Here is a 15,216-nt window from a genome sequence, read left to right as displayed (position 1 = left end):
GGTTGGCTCGATGAACGGCGCGAAGAAATTCGAGGCGGCCGCGAATTCGGTCAACCGCGGGCCGGAGCTGCGCAGAAGACGCTTCCGCATCCGTGGCAGGTTCGTGCTGCCCCCTCAATCGGCAATCGCGATAGTCACTATACCTTCAAACGATCACGGGCAGGGATCCGGACCAGAACCCTGTCGGGATCTGCTGCGGCGGCATGTCGATGTGCGACGGACGAACGGTCTGATGGCCGCCGCGCGCGGAATGCGGCCACGGGCGTTGACCTTCACCCGGACCACGGACGGCTGGGCCGCGTCGGCAGAACGGCGGGTTGCCGCGGGTCTGTTGCATTGCGGGAAGGCGGGCATGAAGCCCGCCCTCAACGCCCTGGCGAGCACCTTCGAGGGCCGCCTGACCCCGACCACCACCAACCCATCACCAACCGCCACGACCGATACACCGATAGTCGGACACTCCCGGCCGCGGGTTGCTACCCGATCGCTGCTGGTCGTGCTGGGTCGGTGACATCCCACAGTCGTATTGTTCGGTCTCCGCTGCCGCTGGCCAGCGTCCGTCCGTCGGGGGAAAACGCAACCGAGTTGACGGTGTCTGAGTGTCCCCTCAGGGGCGCGGACACAGCGCGGCTGACCGCGTCCGCCAGCTGCACGGTTCCCCATCTTTCGGTGCTGGCCAGCGTACGTCCGTTCGGAGAAAAAGTGATCGTGGCAGACGATTCGCCTTTGCTGGTTGGCATCTTGCCGAGGTCGGTCGGTCGAGTGCGATCGGTCAGGTCCCACAGGTGCGCTATGTCATCGAATCCTGCGGTCGCCAGAGTGTGTCCGTCGGGCGAGAAGGCCAGTGCAGTCAGTGCCTTGAACTCGGCGGTCAGAGGCCTGCCAAGGACCGTGGGACGTGTGCGATCAGTCAGGTCCCACAATCGCAGGACCCCGTCGGCGCCGCCGCCGGCCAGGGTGCGGCCATCTGGCGAAAATCCGACGGAGGCCACGCCGCCGGCTACCAGAAGCTGGCCGAGGGGTAGGGGATGGGTGCGGTCCGCAAGATCCCACAGCTGAATCATTCGGCCCCAGCCGCCGACGGCGAGGGTCCGTCCATCCGGAGAGAAGGCAACCGAGTTTACCTGGCCAGCGGCTCCAGTGAGGGGATGGCCAAGGAGTTCGGGGTGGTTGCGATTATTCATATCCCAGAGCTGGACTGTTTTGTCCCAACCTCCGACGGCCAAGGTCCGACCGTCTGGGGAGAACGTCACCGAAGTGACATAAAGGCTGTGCCCGGTCAGGGGCTTGCCGATGGGCGCCGGTTGATCGCGATGGGTCACGTCCCAGAGTCGTACGGTTGTGTCCCAGCTGCCGCCGGCAAGGGTGTGGCCGTCCGGAGAGAACGCCACCGAGGACACCGCGTCGGAGAATCCGGAGAGAGTGAGCCCGCGAAAGGCGGCCGGGGTGGAACCTGGGGCTGCTGAGCTGGCCGTTGTCCGCGGGCCTGTGCCTGCGGCAGGGGGGCCTGGTGCCCGGGTGGTCAGCAAAACGGCCGCGATGGCGGCTACGAGCACCAGGGTGATCGGCACGAGTATCTGAAGCTGGCGGGCCCGTCGCCGTGCGGGCGGTCGGGGAACGTGTCGTCCCCTGTGACGCTGGGCCGGTATCGACCCCGCGCCGATGGAGGTTGAGCGGTCGACAGTCCGTAGATCATGGTGTGGCGTGGGGCGTGGGGGTGATGAGACCGACTCGTGATCTGCAGCGTGTGTGGATTGCCAGGAGGAGGTTTCTCCGAGACAGTCCGATCGCACAGCGACGGACAGGACGGAGGGTGAAAGCTCAGCGAGGGTGGGCGCCGCGATGCGGCGGATCTCCTCCCCCAGGTGTAGGGAGAGGCCGGTCGAGACCAGCCAGCGCGGCCCATAGACGTCGACCGCTGCAGCAGCCAGGTCACGGGCGAACGCGTCGGCGTCGGGCTGACGATCGGTGGGATCCTTTGCCAGAGCGCGCAGAATGACGTCGGCCAAGGGGGCGGGCGTGCCGATGGGCGGCGCGGGCGCGACGGACAGATGCTGGGCCCACAGTTGCGGCAGCGGCAGAGACGGGTCGAACGGGGTGGCACCGGTCAGCATCTGGTAGAGCAGGGTCCCCAGGGCATACAGGTCGGCGGTCGGGCCGAGGCGCCCACCACGGATCTGTTCCGGCGCCATGTACGCCGGAGTGCCAGCCCCGCGTGCAGTGCCGGTTACCCCGCTTCCGGCGAACAGTCGGGCAATCCCGAAATCGGTGACCTTCGCGAGACCCGCGCTGTCGAACAGCACATTGGCCGCCTTGATGTCCCGGTGCAGCACTCCACGCTCGTGCACGTACGCCAGCGCGGCGGCGACCGCCAGGCCCACGGCGCACGCCTGCGGCGGGCTGATACCCGCCTGCTGGCGCCGGGTCAGTGTTCCGCCGTCGAGTAATTCCATCACGATGAATCCGAGACCATCGGACTCCAGGTAGTCGTAGACGCGCACGATGTGCGGATGGTCGAGGCCTGCGAGTAGCCGGGCCTCGGCAACGAAGGCGGATGCATCGTCTGCCTCTGATGGCACTACCTTGATCGCGACCTGGCGTCGGAGCCGACGATGCCGGCCCGCGACTACGAGACCAAAGCCCCCGACTCCGAGCTGCGCGCCCAGCTTGTAGCCGGGAAGGGCCGCCGCTATCCGCCCCCGGTCGACGATCACGCGGGCAGAGGACGCGGCCGCGCCGGCAAGCCACCCCGAAATTTCACGCTGCCCCCGCGCCGTCAAGGCCGTCGTCGCCTACCGCTACCACCACAAATCCGAAATATACGGTGCTCCACGGCATGGGGACTGTCTGATGCAGGACCACCTGAAGGATTGCAACGACATGATCACCATGCTGGCCGGCGCGGGCTTCCGCGTGTGCTGAGCGGTGTGCTCCATCGGGACGATGGTCGTCTCGGTGAAGGGGCTTCATGGCGAAGCCCGATGGTCAGCACATGTCAGGAAGCCGGGCTACTCGCGGGACCGCCCCGCACAGGGCGATAGGCGTTGTCGCGAGCAGCGGGCGCTGGCCGGTGCGGATTGCGGTGGCGGGGGCCTGAGAGCCGAACAGCTGGAGTTCGGCGATCCCGTACCGATCGCAGATCGCGGCCAGGCGGGCCTCGTCGATCTCCGCTCCCGCGATGAACCTCACCAGGCAAGGGCAGCCGCAGGCGTCGCGCGACGGCGCCGGCCGGGTAGGTCGTGGCGTGGTCGTTTCCCGACGCCCTGACATGGAACGTGGAGCGCTTTCGGGCTGATGGCGCTTCGCACGCGCGGGCACATGGGGAAGGAGGGGGTCACCGCTCACCCGGACGGTCCGTGGACCACCCGACCAGCTGTTCAGGTGCGCTTCACCAGCACGGCCCGGGTGTAGAGCAGGTCGAATCCCTGGCGCTGCGCGTTCTGCTGGGACGTGGAGCCGGGTTGGGTGGTGACGACCGCGATGTCGCAGCCGGCGGTGACCGCGTCGGCGAGCCGGGCTGCCAGCAGCGCCGACTGCACGCCGCGACGCCGGTGCGCGGGCGCCGTCGCCGCGCCGGTGAGCTGCGCGACGCCGTCGGCCGTACGCATGCTGGCGCCACCGGCGACCGATCCGTCACACAACGCGAGGTAACGTCGGACACCGGCCGCCGCCATGTCGCGCACGGCGTCCACGAGTACCTCGCGCGGGAAGTCCTCGTGCGAGGGCACCCCCTGCGTGTCGGGGTGGGCGAAGCCGTCGGCGACGACGTCGAGCCACAGCTCGAACTCGTCGTCGCCGCTCGGCCGGACCTCGACGCCCGGTGGCCTCGCCTGTTCCGGGCGGCCGGCCAGGACACAGCCGAGCACGTTTTCGAACGACACGAGCCGGTAACCGCGGCCGGTCAGCAGCTCGCCGACCGTCGGGTCGGCGAGATGGGCCAGCTCGACCTGGACCGGGGCGCCACAGGCCGCGAACGCCCGCTCGACCTCGTCGAGGTCGGCCGCCTCGGGCGCTCCGGCGAAGCCGAGCCCGGCGACCTTGTTCAGCGGTGAGCCCTCGTCGGCATAGCTCGCCACGCCGCCGGCAAGGGGCGTGGCGAAGCCGGTTGCACCCGGTCGGCGGCGGCGGGACGCCTCGCTGCTTTCGGTGATGAGCTGGGCTTCGACCCGCTCGATACGCTCGGCAAGGGCGACGTCGCAGAACAGCGGCCGCCCGTCAGGACGTTGTGGCACAGGGACCTCCAGGGCTAAGGCCTGCGGTTCGCCGACGGTCGGAGAAGCGAGCACAACCGGGTACGCCAGCGGCGGCATGACGCCCAGGTCGTAGGCGAACACGATCATGTCGCGCAGGACGATCCCCTGCTCGCGGAGCGGGGGTTGGATGTAGGCGAAGTAGTCGGGTTTCACCGCGTGCATGCGAAACCCGCACCTCTGGTAGAAGGCGATGTTGTCGAGCGCGGAGTTCGCCGTTCCGACCAGGAGTGTCCGGCCGTGGGTGGGCAGCTCGGCCTGTATCGCGGCGACGATCTGCCTGCCGTAGCCGTTCCCTCGCTCGCCGGCCACGACCGCGAGGTACAGGATCTCGGCCGGCTCCGGCTCGCCCCAGCGCACGACCGCCGCCCCGACCGCCTGCTCGTCGACGAACGCCGCGTACGTCTGGCAGGCGGGATCACGCATCGCGGCCCGGATGCGCCCGTCGTCCTCCTCGGCGTCGTGCAGGATCGGCACCAGCCTCGCCGCTTCGGCCCCGGACACCGGGACACAGCACAAAGACATGATCATGACACTTTCTCGTGACGTCGACACGCACCGGCGTGGACTTCGGCCCTGGCCGGGGGTTCGCCGGTGGTGCGACCCGTCAGGTCGTCGAGCGGATGTTGCTCTCCTGGCGCCACCCGCCGGTGGCGTAACCGTAGTAACGGTTACACCGGTTACCTAGGCCGTCAACTGGTTAACCTCGTACGGTGGTTAGGTGACGCAGGAGCCGGGTTGGCCAGGCCTCTCAGCCGAGGAGCTCCTCGTGGCGGTGGCGAACACCGGGCACGGGGAGCACGACGAACTCGCCGATTCGTCCGCGATGCGGGCCTGGTGGGCAGGCCTGGACGCGCCGACCGACCTGGAAGCCGGACGATCCGACGCCGCCGAGGACCTGGTGACGCTTCGCGCCCTGCGGGCCGTGGTCCGCGGCCTCGCACTGCGCAACAACGGCATCGACGTCCGGGTCGACGCGGTCGGACTCGACCGTCTCACCCTGCGCCCGGATCTGCGCGGCAGCCCGTCCCTGCTCGCCGACGGCCCCAACGGCCTCGTTCGCGACGTCTGTGCCGCCACCGTCACGGCGCTTCTGCGCGCCACGGCTCGACCCGGCTGGCCCCGGCTCAAGGCCTGCCGGGGCACGGACTGCCGATGGGTCTTCGTCGACAGTTCCCGCAACACCTCGAGGCGCTGGTGCGACATGGCCGCGTGCGGGAACCGCGCCAAAAGCGCGTCCTTCCGGGCCCGCCGCAACGCCTCCGAGCCGGCTGGCTGAACACGCCGGCGTCTTCGTGCACGCCCGCGAGCTGGCGGGGCGCCGCTACGAACCGCTCGCGGCAGCGGCGGTTCGGGCGTAGACCCGGTAGCGCCGTGGTGGCTCGCCCCGTGCGCGGCTGAACGCACGGGAGAAGGCGTGCTCGCTGGCGTAGCCGACCGCGGCCCCGATGGCGGCGACGGGATCGTCGGTCTCGCGTAGCCGCTGCGCGGCGACGTCCATCCGCCACCGGGTCAGGTAGGTCAGCGGCGGTTCTCCGACGAGCTCGGTGAAACGGCGGGTCAGCGTGGCCCGGGAGACATGTACCTCGGCCGCCAGGTCGTTGACGGTCCAGGCTCGCTGCGGCACCTCGTGGAGCAGGGAGAGTGCCCGCGCGGTGACGGGGTCGTGCAGCGCACGCAGCCACGAGCCCTCACCCGCCGGCCGGGCGCGCAGCCAGGCCCGGACGACGTGGACGAGCAGCACGTCGAGCAGCCGGGCCACGACCGCACGCGAGCCGGGAGGCACACCGTTGAGCTCGTAGCGCAGCAACGCCAGGGCGGTGGCGACCGCGCCGTCGTCGGCCGGGTCACCGGCGGCGAGGTGCAGCACGCGGGGCAGCAGCGACATCAGCGGCTGGGCGACCTCGTGGTCGTAGTCGTACGACGCGCACAGGATGCGGGTGACCGCGCCGTCGCCCGGCAGCTCGACGACCCCCTCGTCGGCGCGCAGACCGATCTTCGCCGCCTGAGTCAGCGCCATCGCCGCGGTCGTCGGGCCGCTGGCCAGGACATGGCTGAGGTTGGTCGGCAGCAGGACAACGTCACCCGGCATGAGCCTGCGCGGGGTGGCACCCGCCGTGCGCAGCCAGCACGATCCGGCCAACACCGCATGGAAGGTCGCGCCCGGCTGCGGATCGACCTCGACGCCCCACGGCTCGTGCGCGACGAGCTGGGCGAGCACGGCGCCGCGGACGCGGGCGAGCTGCAACACGTCGGCGAGCGGGTCGGCCGGGGTATCCACTGTCCGATACTATCGAGTTCGCCTTCCGGATGAGCCGATCGGCTAAGTTATTGAGCTTTTCTCGTATGGATAAACTCGCGGTGGCTTTCTAGCGTGGAGGCATGTCCACACCTCAGACCGAGTCCACGTCCCTGACCGACGCGACGGTCGCCCTACGGTCCCAGCTTCACGATGCGTACGGCGTCGAGGCGCTGGCCCCCTTCGACAACGACGCGGCGGCGATGGCCGCCGACGGCGTCGGTTCCGCCGCCCCGGCCGTCGGGACCACGGCGCCCGACTTCGCCCTGCCAGACATCCATGGCACGAGCCGGGCGCTCACCGAGCTGCTGGCCGCGGGCCCCGTGGTGCTGGTGTTCTACCGAGGCGCCTGGTGCCCCTACTGCAACCTGCAGTTGCGCGCGTTTCAGGCCGCACTCGGCGAGATCGAGGCGGCCGGTGCCACTCTGGTCGCCGTGTCCCCCCAGACACCCGACAACTCGCTGTCGTTCGCCGAGAAGGAAGGCCTCGGCTTCACCATCCTCAGCGATCTCCGGAACACCGTCGCTCGCGCCTACGGGCTGGTGTTTCGCCAGGCCGACGGTTCAACCACCGCGCAGAAGGCGCTCGGCATCGACCTGACCGAGGTCAACGGGGACGACAGCCACGAGCTGCCCGCCGCCGCCGCCTTCGTGGTCGACACCGACGCCGTGATCCGGTTCAGGTCGATCTCGGCCGACTACCGCTGGCGTGTCGGCCCCGAGGAGGCCCTCACCGCACTGCGCGCGCTCACCCGGTGACACCTGGCGCGGGCGCGGCCGGACCTGAATCCCGGCCACGCCCGCGCCGCCGCCCGACCCGCGGCGGTGAACGCAGCGCACAACTAAAGCTCCTGTGACTGGCAGAGTGCTGCTGTTCAAACCGTGCGGTAATCGCCGTCCGCCTGCGATCGTCACGCGGTGTGCGAGGCGTGACGATCCGCCGCAGGGCAGGACATGGCGCAGGTTCGTGCGCGCCTGCTGATCGGACGAGTCCGGCCAGAGCAGAAAGACCTGATCACCACTGCCGCTTCTGGGCGAGGTACGCCAGCTGGTCCGGGCCCAGGCGCGTACAGACGAACGTGCTCAGTCGCGGGACCAGGCCGCAACCCGGGCGGCCGTGGCGGTGTCCGCCGGTGTCCATGACTCGTCGGCGGTCTGAACCTGGAGCACGCGGGCGTAGGTTTTTAGGGATGCGGATCGGCGAGCTGTCCAAGCGCACAGGCGTGAGTCCGCGCTCATTGCGGTACTACGAAGAGCAAGGCCTGCCGTCACCACGATCGTCCGAGAAAGGACGTCGGACATTCCCATCACAGTGAAGAAACTGTTCGTCCCGCCCGATGCCCCTGAACTGGGGCGATGCCCGCCAACCGGTCGATCGCTCCGGGCCTCTCAGCTTCGGCAGCCAGGATGCGGACGGGAGAAGCTGTCAATACCTGTGGATTGAGGGCGCGGCGGGCGGTTAGGCGGTGTCCGTGGGTCGGGACACGTCGTTGAGGACCATGTCTACGAAGGTCAGCGCGTCGGTCCGTCGGGTGAGGGGGTTGCGGTAGAGGGACCGGCGATGATCGGCACGCCGGATGCGTAGGCATTCGTCGATGATGCGATGCCACCGTGGTTCGAAGGTGGTCCGTGCGTGTTCTCCTGCCGCCGCCTTGGAGATGATCTCGCCGGTGGTGAGCGTGTGGTGGAGTCGGCTGACACCGAGCACGCCCCAGGCCGACCCGGACGAGGTGAGGCAGGCCAGGCCGGCGGGCATGGCTAGCCGGGAGCCGCGGTGCCACCATCGCCGCCAGTAGCCGTCGAGGTTGCCGCGCGTCCAGCGGGCGAGGTCCGCCGGGTTGGCCGCGATGTCGATCTCGGCAGGCTTGGGGCCGCGGATGGCCGCGCCGTGGCGGGCCAGGCTGTGCCAGGTGACCGGGTGGCGTTGGTGGTCGCAGCGCGGATGGAACCGTCGGCCGTGGGCATGCGGTCCCGGCGATGGCTGTCCTGGGTCTTGGGCGAGGTCGAGCCAGGTGGTGTAGATCCCGTCGAACAGCGGGCGGCGGGACAGGTGGGCGTGGAGGCGGGCCAGCGCCGCGACCTGCTGGTCGGCCGGGGCCGTGGTGGTGACGGCGACGAAATCGATGTCGCTGGCCCCGGGACGGAAGTCGTCCAGGGCCGCGGACCCGATCACGTAGAAGCCTTCCACGAGATCGGGATAGAGGGCATCGACCGCCAGCAGGTAGGCGCCCACGGCATCACGCACCGCAGCAGGCAGGGTCATGACCCATGATTTTCGGCCCGTGCCGAGGTGCCCTGCGAGGCGGGGCTCCTGCGACGGCCGACGGGCCGCGTTCGACCGCCATGCCGCTCGAGCAGGGTACGGCCATCGGACGACGTGACGGCGGCCAGAGACCATGCCGAGCCGGCGGCAGGCCGGTGAGCGGCGGGCCGCGGGCCTCGCCGCTTCAAGCTGCGCCCCCGCATCGCCCACCGCCTCGCGCGGCTGGACCCAGCAGCAGGCCGCGACCCACATCAACACCCACGCCGCCCGCAGACCATACGGATCGTTCTCGACACGGCCACCCGCCGCCCCACCGACAGCGTCCTGCGCCGCCACCGACAACTCGCGACCATGACCGACCGCCCCGACTACCAGCAACTACGCCCCGCCCAGCATCTCCGCGAGGAAATCCTCACCATCTGCGCCAGCACCGTCGACGCGTCTGGCCGCACCGGCGACACCGCAGCCCGATGAGCCTGCCGCAACCGACCGTCGGCCTGCTGCATCCGGGGGCGATGGGAGCAGCGGTCGGCCGACAGGACACCTTGGCTGCCCGTGTGCTGTGGCTGCCGGACGGACGCAGCGCCGCAACGGCGGACCGTGCCACGGCCGCCGGATTCCAGCCGGCCCGGGACCTCCCCGAGCTTGTCCGCGACGTGGACATCGTGATCTCCCTGTGTCCACCGCAGTTCGCCGACCAGGTGGCCGCAGAAGTGCTCGCAGCCGGTTTCCATCGAGGGCTCTTCGTCGAAGCCGACGCGATCACCCCTGAACGGATGACCTCGATCGGCGAGGCGTTCACCGCCGCGGGCGTCCGCCTCGTCGACGGCTCGATCATCGGACCACCACCCACCGAACCCGGCACCACCCGCCTCTACCTCGCCGGCGCCCCCGAAGACACCACCACCGTCGTGAACCTCTTCGCCGGATCGGCCCTGGAAGCGAAGCCGATCTCCACCCGCCTCGGCGCAGCCTCGGCTCTCAAGACCGCACAAGCCGTGTTCCAGAAAGCCAGCCGCGCCCTCGCCGGACTCGCCCACGCCCTCGCCGACCACTACGGCGTCGCCGACGCCCTCACCGAAGAAGGACGCCGACGCAGCCGACCCATCCTCGCCGAACCCGACTATCTTCCCTCCGTCGCCGCCCGCGCCTGGCGATGGTCACCCGAACTCGCCGAAGCCGCTGCCGCGCTACGCGCCGCAGGCCTACCCGACACCATGATCCTCGGTGCCGAAAAGATCCTCGATGCCTGGTCCACCTACCGCGACGCCCCACCCGACGAGGTCGACATGCTCTTCACCCGCCTCCGAAGAGAAGTCGCCAACCCCCCGAGTAGCGCGCTTTGAAGGCCGCGCGGTCGGCGGCGGATGAGTTTCCACAGCCAAAGCCGCGTTCGCGCCGGCCAGCCGCAGATGCTCGGCGAGTCAGGCGTCAACGTCGATGTGACGGTAGAGCAGCACGCTCCTGGGGCTCCAGGGCGGAACGTATTTTGGGGATCGCTCGCAGCCTCCTTGGCCAGAGGATGATCGCCGAAGGCAGTTTGCGATCAGGGCAAGTAACGCTCAATGTTGGCGGCAAGCTTGAACTGCAGGTCAATCTACCTGCCCGCCATGATGCCTATCACCAGGAAAGGAACGCCTATGATGCTCAAAATTACGGCCGCACCAATCTCCGCTTTACTAGGGGTATCACTGGTAAACAAAATTCCGAATATGACCGGCAGGGCAACCCCGGAGAATGCTCTGCGATTGTACTAAGTGTTGTACTTATCCACTGGTTTGGTGGCACACGAAGCCGAGTGTCAGCCTCGGTAACGTAATGCTCGGAGACGCGGGAGCTGGACGCCGGCCGGTACGGGTGCCCGCTGTCGACGATGTACCGCATCGCCCGCGCGGCCGGGCGGACCCGGGAACGCCGCGCCCAGGCGACCCACCCGCCGCGGCTCCGCCCGGAGCTGACCGCGACCGGCCCGGACGAGGTCTGGTCGTGGGACATCACCGCGTTGAAAGGACCAGCGAAAGGCATCTGGTACAAGCTCTACGTGATCCTCGATAGCTACTCCCGGTATGTGACCGGCTGGCTCGTCGCCGCCGGCGAGGACGCCGTGGTCGCGAAGGATTTCCTCGCCGACGCCATCGCGCGCAACGGGACCGCGCCCCGGGCGATCCACGCGGACCGTGGCGGGGCGATGGTCTCGAAGCAGGTAGCCGAACTCCTCGCCGATCTCAACGTCCACCGGTCGCGTTCCCGGCCGCGAACGTCGAATGACAATCCCTATTCCGAGGCGCAGTTCAAGACCGCTCAAGTACAGCTCCGATTTCCCGGACCGGTTCGGGTCGCTGACCCACGCGCGGGCGTTCTGTGAGGGGTTCTTCACGGCCTACAACCACGACCACCGCCACTCCGGGATCGGGTTCCACACGCCCGCTTCGGTGCACTTCGGCACCGCCGACGATGTCCAGGCCCACCGCGAGGCCACCCTCGACCGCGCCCACGCCACGCACCCTGAACGGTTCGCCCGCCGGCCACGGCCACCCCGGCTACCCGAGACCGTGTGGATCAACCAGCCAGTTCCGAGCCAGCCGAGCAACGACCAAGCGTCTCATTTGACTTGACACCTACCGAGCAGACTTGGAGTAGCACATGACCCGTCCTCCCCTAGAGCAGGACTGGGAGACGATCGGCCGATACGGACCGTTCTGCCTCACCTTCACCCTTGACGTGACACCCCAGAACCTGCTGGAACGCTACGGAGCCGATCCCGCGACAGCCCATCCCGTCGCCTTCGCCGAGACCGGTCCCGTCCTCGACCCTCGCCCGGACCAGTGCATCCTCGCCACCGGCACCCTCGGGGAATGGGCCTTCTGCTTCGAGACCCTGGGAGTCGAAGGCATCATGTCCGCGACCCTCGCCGCGCTGTCCCACGGCACGCAGTCAGTCGCCGTCAACAACGACGCCAACGCCATGCACTACCTGACGCACTGGGCCGACGGGCAACCCCAAGAGGAGTTCGAGCCCGGGGCACCCTCCACCCTTCGCGCCGCCGGCCCCCATCCCTTCTGGGATGCCACCGAGCGTCACCGTGCCCTCCACCCCGACCAGAGGAACGTCGTCGCCGCCTTGCGGGCCGCAGGCGACCACATCGGCGGCCGCCTCACCGTCCGCACACTCACGGCTCCGCTCCTCACGACCGTGCTGACCGTGCCCCGCTCGCGGCCCCCGTCACCCGCAGCCCCCCTCCCACTCGTGCACCCGCCGCAATCCACCTCGAAGCTCGGCCGGCGCCTCGCCGCCCTCGACCCCCTCGACGCGGACCCGACGCCGACGACCCTGCACAGCCGCGTAGACCTGTCTGGCCCGGGCCTCCCGCGAACAGACAGAGAAGGATCGTGACGAACTCGTGGATCATCAGCAAGCCAGATCATGACCCGAGTAGCGCCGGTTCACTCCGCTACTGATCGACGCCGCCCGGCCCTACCGTCACAGCCCGAGTGACAGGCGATTCACCGGCAAGACCCACGTCACGATCGCAGGGCGGTGATACTACCTGTACCGGACGATCGACCAGTACGGCCAGAACATCGACGTGGCGGCCTCCCAGAACCGTGACCTGGCCGCCACCCGCCCGTTTGGCTTCGTAGGTGAGAACGGGAGCCAGATGCAGGTGAGAACGGGGACCATTCGATCTGCCCACGAAGATCGAATGTCGACGGCTTCGGGTGCCGGGCCGTGACGCGATCCCCGGCGCTCAATGGCATTGATCCGCGCAGAGCCGCTATGCCACAGGCAAAAACAGCAGCAAGGAGGAGCCGGAAGGTCGGCGCCGCCGTCCGGGCGCCCTGGCACCGAGCTCGCTCCCTACGACGCCGAGGTCATCCCGCCCGGCAAGTACATCGACCCGGAGGCAGTCACCAGCGTGGCTGGGACACTGGAGGCCAAGGGCCTTGACGTTCTCGTCGACGACCGTCCGGGGTCGGCCGGGGTCGGCCGGGGTCAAGTTCGCCGATGCCGACCTGATCGGCTGCCCCGTCCAGGTCATCGGCGGCCGACGTCTCGCCGAGGGAGTGGTCGAAGTACGGACCCGCGACCGGTCGACCGCCCTCGACGTCGACATCGCAGACCTCCCGAAGGGCAGTGCAGCGACTCCTCCACCCGTCGGCCTAGCCAACCGGCAGCTCAGGACCCGGCGGCCAGGCCGACTCGTGAAATGTCTCGGTATGGAGGCTCTCCGGGTGGAGGGAAGAAACTTGAGGACGCTCGACAGAGGTAATCGCCTTCGTCGAGCAGGGCCGCCCGGGCCTGGGCGCGGGGCGGCGTCAGCGGACAAGACGGTATCGCCGGCGTCCGCGGCGAGCCAAGTCCCGCCGGCGGCCGGATTAGTCTCGCCGTTACCAGCTCCGGTCGACGCTGGCCAAGACCGGTCTGATGACATGGACGGGTGCCGGTGACGCGATGGGGACCTCGGATCGACGAGCGGTTCGCTCGGCCGCTACGGCGCGGGCTGCCCGCGTCGGCCCGGTCACCGGGGGTGCGCGTCGTCGAGGCCGCCGGTGCGCTGCTGCGCGTCCGCGACGTCGGACGTGGGCGGACGCTGGTGTTCGTCGCGGATCCGCCGGTCACCGTGGAGGCGTACACCGAGGTGATCAGCCGGCTCGCCGGGCGGCACCGGGTGGTCGTCCTCGAGCCGCCGGGATTCGGCTTCTCGACCCCGCCGGCCGGCTTCGACGGCTCCTTCGCCGCGACCGCCCGGGTCGTCGAGGCATTCCTGGCCGACCTCGGCGGTGCGCCGATGGGACTGGTGTTTCCCTGCGCGTTCGGCTACCTCGGCCTGGACATCGCCACCCGCCGCCCCGACCTGGTCGACCGTCTCGTGCTCACGCAGGCCCCGGGCTGGGCGCAGGAGATCGCCTGGCGGGACGCCGTCGCCCGCCGGTCGCCGCTGCGGTGGCCGGGGGTCGGCCAGCTCCTCCTGCGGCCGTGCGCGCCGCTGGTCGCCCGCTCCTGGCTGCGCGCCGCCACGGCCGACGCCACGCTGACCGGCGCGCTCGTCCGCCACAGCGACACCGCGTTCGCCGCGGGGGCGATGTTCGCCCTCGCCACCGCCTTCCAGGCCTACCTCAGCGGCCCCACGCCGACCCTGGCGCCGGCCGTCCCGGTCACCCTGCTGTGGGGCGACGCCGACCGGTCCCACCGCGCCAGCGATCCGGAAACGCTGCGCGACCACGTCCCCTCCGTTCGTATCCACCGGTTGCCCGGGACGGGGCACTTCCCCGAACTGCAACGCCCCGACGCCCTCGCCGCCGCCCTGGCACCTGACGCAACGACGTGATGCCTGCGCCCGCACCTGCCTGAAGGCGCGCGTCGTCGGGCTCCGTCATCACCCGCCCGGTGGCCGCACCAGTCTTGTGCCCGCTGCAGCGCACGACGCTGCCGGCATCGCGCGCCGGCCTCGCACTGCTGAGAGCGACGGCGAGGCCCATGGCCGCCACAGGGAATCGAGGAGCGGCTACACCAACTCGCAAGCTCGCCCGGTCGGCCGAGTCAGCGCTGTGGCGGTCGCCGCCGGCGACGCATGATCCGCGAAGGTACTGGCGGATCTGACTCCGACTCGGTCGCAGGCGGTGGGCGGGACCGCCTGCCAGATGTCGCATTACTCAGTGACCCGGTCGCCCTCGACCAGGCGCACAAGGCCGCCCGCAACCCGATCCGCTGGGCCCACCAGCAGGTCACCCGCACCGCCGGACGCCAGATCGCCGCCGGCGCCACGGCCTCACCAGCACGAAACGAGTAGCTGCGCGACGAGACCTACCTCCCGCGCGAGGACGCCGGCGACGTCATCGACTTTCTCGACGCCCTGCGGGAGCGCGGACGACAGGCAGCCGAGCCCCGCCCCCGGCTGACCGGTCCCGACGGACGCAGCGTCGAACTACCGGAACCCATGTTCGAGGTACTCCTGCAGGTCGCCGCCGCGATGAAGGCAGGCCTGGCGGTGACCGTGGCACCGCACCGCCTGATGCTGTCCACCCAGGAGGCAGCCGATCTGCTGGGCATCGCGCGCACCACGCTGGTACGGCTGGCTGGAGGCCGGCGCCATCCCCTTCGGGAAACCCAGCCGCCACCGCAGAGTCCGCCTCGCCGACCTGATCGAATACCGCAGACGCCAACGCATCGCGGCTGACCTTGCCTTCATCGACATGATCGCCGACACGGAGCGCCTCGGCCGGTACGACGCCGACCCTGACGAGGTCCGAGCCGCGTTGAAGGATGCCCGCACGACGACGGAAGGCTGACCCGGGTGGTTCGGCGCGTTCCTCGACACCTGCGTTCTGGTCCCCAGCAGGGCACGCGACGTACTGCTCGAGATCGCCAGCACCGGCGCCTACCGGCCCCTCTGGGTCCACCGAG

14 protein-coding genes and 4 pseudogenes are annotated in these 15,216 nt (G+C 69.7%); 13 read left to right on the top strand and 5 right to left on the bottom strand.

Going from position 1 to position 15,216, the window contains the following annotated elements:
* Positions 1-10: 10 nt before the first annotated feature.
* Positions 11-511: a hypothetical protein gene (locus ND748_RS00695; protein ID WP_251743342.1), complete on the top strand. Its 501-nt coding sequence runs from the start codon at positions 11-13 to the stop codon at positions 509-511.
* Here ND748_RS00695 and ND748_RS00690 read toward each other — a convergent pair.
* The 3 genes and pseudogenes from ND748_RS00690 to ND748_RS34850 form a co-directional block, all read right to left on the bottom strand.
* Positions 477-2,780, bottom strand: coding sequence for a WD40 repeat domain-containing serine/threonine protein kinase (locus tag ND748_RS00690; protein WP_251743341.1), 2,304 nt, complete (start codon positions 2,778-2,780; stop codon positions 477-479). The genes ND748_RS00695 and ND748_RS00690 overlap by 35 nt on opposite strands.
* 597 nt (positions 2,781-3,377) lie before the next feature.
* A complete protein-coding gene (locus ND748_RS00685) occupies positions 3,378-4,340 on the bottom strand; it encodes a GNAT family N-acetyltransferase (protein WP_374215817.1) in 963 nt (320 codons plus the stop codon).
* Positions 4,341-4,415: 75 nt separating this feature from the next.
* Positions 4,416-4,775, bottom strand: a pseudogene (locus ND748_RS34850) (GNAT family N-acetyltransferase); the annotation flags it as partial.
* A 244-nt stretch (positions 4,776-5,019) separates the two neighbouring features.
* Between ND748_RS34850 and ND748_RS00680 the strand changes: the two are divergent.
* Complete coding sequence (locus tag ND748_RS00680) at positions 5,020-5,529, top strand: CGNR zinc finger domain-containing protein (RefSeq protein ID WP_251743339.1); 510 nt, start codon at positions 5,020-5,022, stop codon at positions 5,527-5,529.
* Between the two features lie 45 nt (positions 5,530-5,574).
* Here ND748_RS00680 and ND748_RS34400 read toward each other — a convergent pair whose 3' ends face one another.
* Positions 5,575-6,531, bottom strand: a complete 957-nt coding sequence (locus ND748_RS34400; protein WP_251743338.1) for an AraC family transcriptional regulator — start codon at positions 6,529-6,531, stop codon at positions 5,575-5,577.
* Positions 6,532-6,632: 101 nt separating this feature from the next.
* Here ND748_RS34400 and ND748_RS00670 point away from each other — a divergent pair, with 101 nt between their 5' ends.
* Both ND748_RS00670 and ND748_RS34845 read left to right on the top strand, forming a co-directional pair.
* The gene (locus tag ND748_RS00670; protein WP_251743337.1) at positions 6,633-7,307 is read left to right on the top strand and encodes a peroxiredoxin-like family protein; all 675 of its coding nucleotides are present in this window, start codon (positions 6,633-6,635) and stop codon (positions 7,305-7,307) included.
* A 431-nt stretch (positions 7,308-7,738) separates the two neighbouring features.
* A pseudogene (locus ND748_RS34845) lies at positions 7,739-7,852 on the top strand (MerR family DNA-binding transcriptional regulator); the annotation flags it as partial.
* Positions 7,853-8,007: 155 nt separating this feature from the next.
* On the opposite strand, the gene ND748_RS00660 reads toward ND748_RS34845, so the two are convergent.
* On the bottom strand, positions 8,008-8,811 hold the full coding sequence (locus tag ND748_RS00660; protein WP_251743335.1) for an aminoglycoside adenylyltransferase domain-containing protein: 804 nt from the start codon (positions 8,809-8,811) through the stop codon (positions 8,008-8,010).
* Between the two features lie 351 nt (positions 8,812-9,162).
* Between ND748_RS00660 and ND748_RS33675 the strand changes: the two genes are divergently transcribed.
* From ND748_RS33675 to ND748_RS00625, 9 genes and pseudogenes are all read left to right on the top strand, one after another.
* Entirely contained in the window at positions 9,163-9,285 is a 123-nt protein-coding gene (locus ND748_RS33675) for a hypothetical protein (RefSeq protein WP_285901410.1), read from the top strand.
* A complete protein-coding gene (locus ND748_RS00655; protein WP_251743334.1) occupies positions 9,282-10,157 on the top strand; it encodes an NAD(P)-dependent oxidoreductase in 876 nt (291 codons plus the stop codon). The genes ND748_RS33675 and ND748_RS00655 overlap by 4 nt, the downstream gene beginning before the upstream one ends.
* Positions 10,158-10,648: 491 nt before the next feature.
* A pseudogene (locus ND748_RS00650) lies at positions 10,649-11,176 on the top strand (transposase); the annotation flags it as partial.
* Complete coding sequence (locus ND748_RS34840) at positions 11,076-11,426, top strand: integrase core domain-containing protein (protein ID WP_374215814.1); 351 nt, start codon at positions 11,076-11,078, stop codon at positions 11,424-11,426. The pseudogene ND748_RS00650 and the gene ND748_RS34840, both read left to right, overlap by 101 nt.
* Positions 11,427-11,454: 28 nt before the next feature.
* Entirely contained in the window at positions 11,455-12,204 is a 750-nt protein-coding gene (locus ND748_RS00645) for a DUF6461 domain-containing protein (protein WP_251743332.1), read from the top strand.
* Positions 12,205-12,247: 43 nt separating this feature from the next.
* A pseudogene (locus ND748_RS00640) lies at positions 12,248-12,442 on the top strand (DDE-type integrase/transposase/recombinase); the annotation flags it as partial.
* Positions 12,443-12,755: 313 nt separating this feature from the next.
* Complete coding sequence (locus ND748_RS00635) at positions 12,756-13,259, top strand: His/Gly/Thr/Pro-type tRNA ligase C-terminal domain-containing protein (protein WP_251743331.1); 504 nt, start codon at positions 12,756-12,758, stop codon at positions 13,257-13,259.
* Positions 13,256-14,140 (top strand): alpha/beta fold hydrolase, encoded by an 885-nt coding sequence (locus ND748_RS00630; RefSeq protein ID WP_251743330.1) that lies wholly within the window; start codon positions 13,256-13,258, stop codon positions 14,138-14,140. Before ND748_RS00635 ends, ND748_RS00630 begins: the two co-directional genes overlap by 4 nt.
* A 609-nt stretch (positions 14,141-14,749) precedes the next feature.
* Positions 14,750-14,989, top strand: coding sequence for a helix-turn-helix domain-containing protein (locus tag ND748_RS00625; protein ID WP_251743329.1), 240 nt, complete (start codon positions 14,750-14,752; stop codon positions 14,987-14,989).
* Positions 14,990-15,216: the final 227 nt, after the last annotated feature.

The sequence above is a fragment of the Frankia sp. AiPs1 genome (assembly GCF_023716945.1).
Classification (GTDB): Bacteria; Actinomycetota; Actinomycetes; order Frankiales; family Frankiaceae; genus Frankia.
The sequence above is the reverse complement of the archived record's forward strand: the minus strand, read 5'-3'. Positions and strand labels throughout refer to the sequence as shown.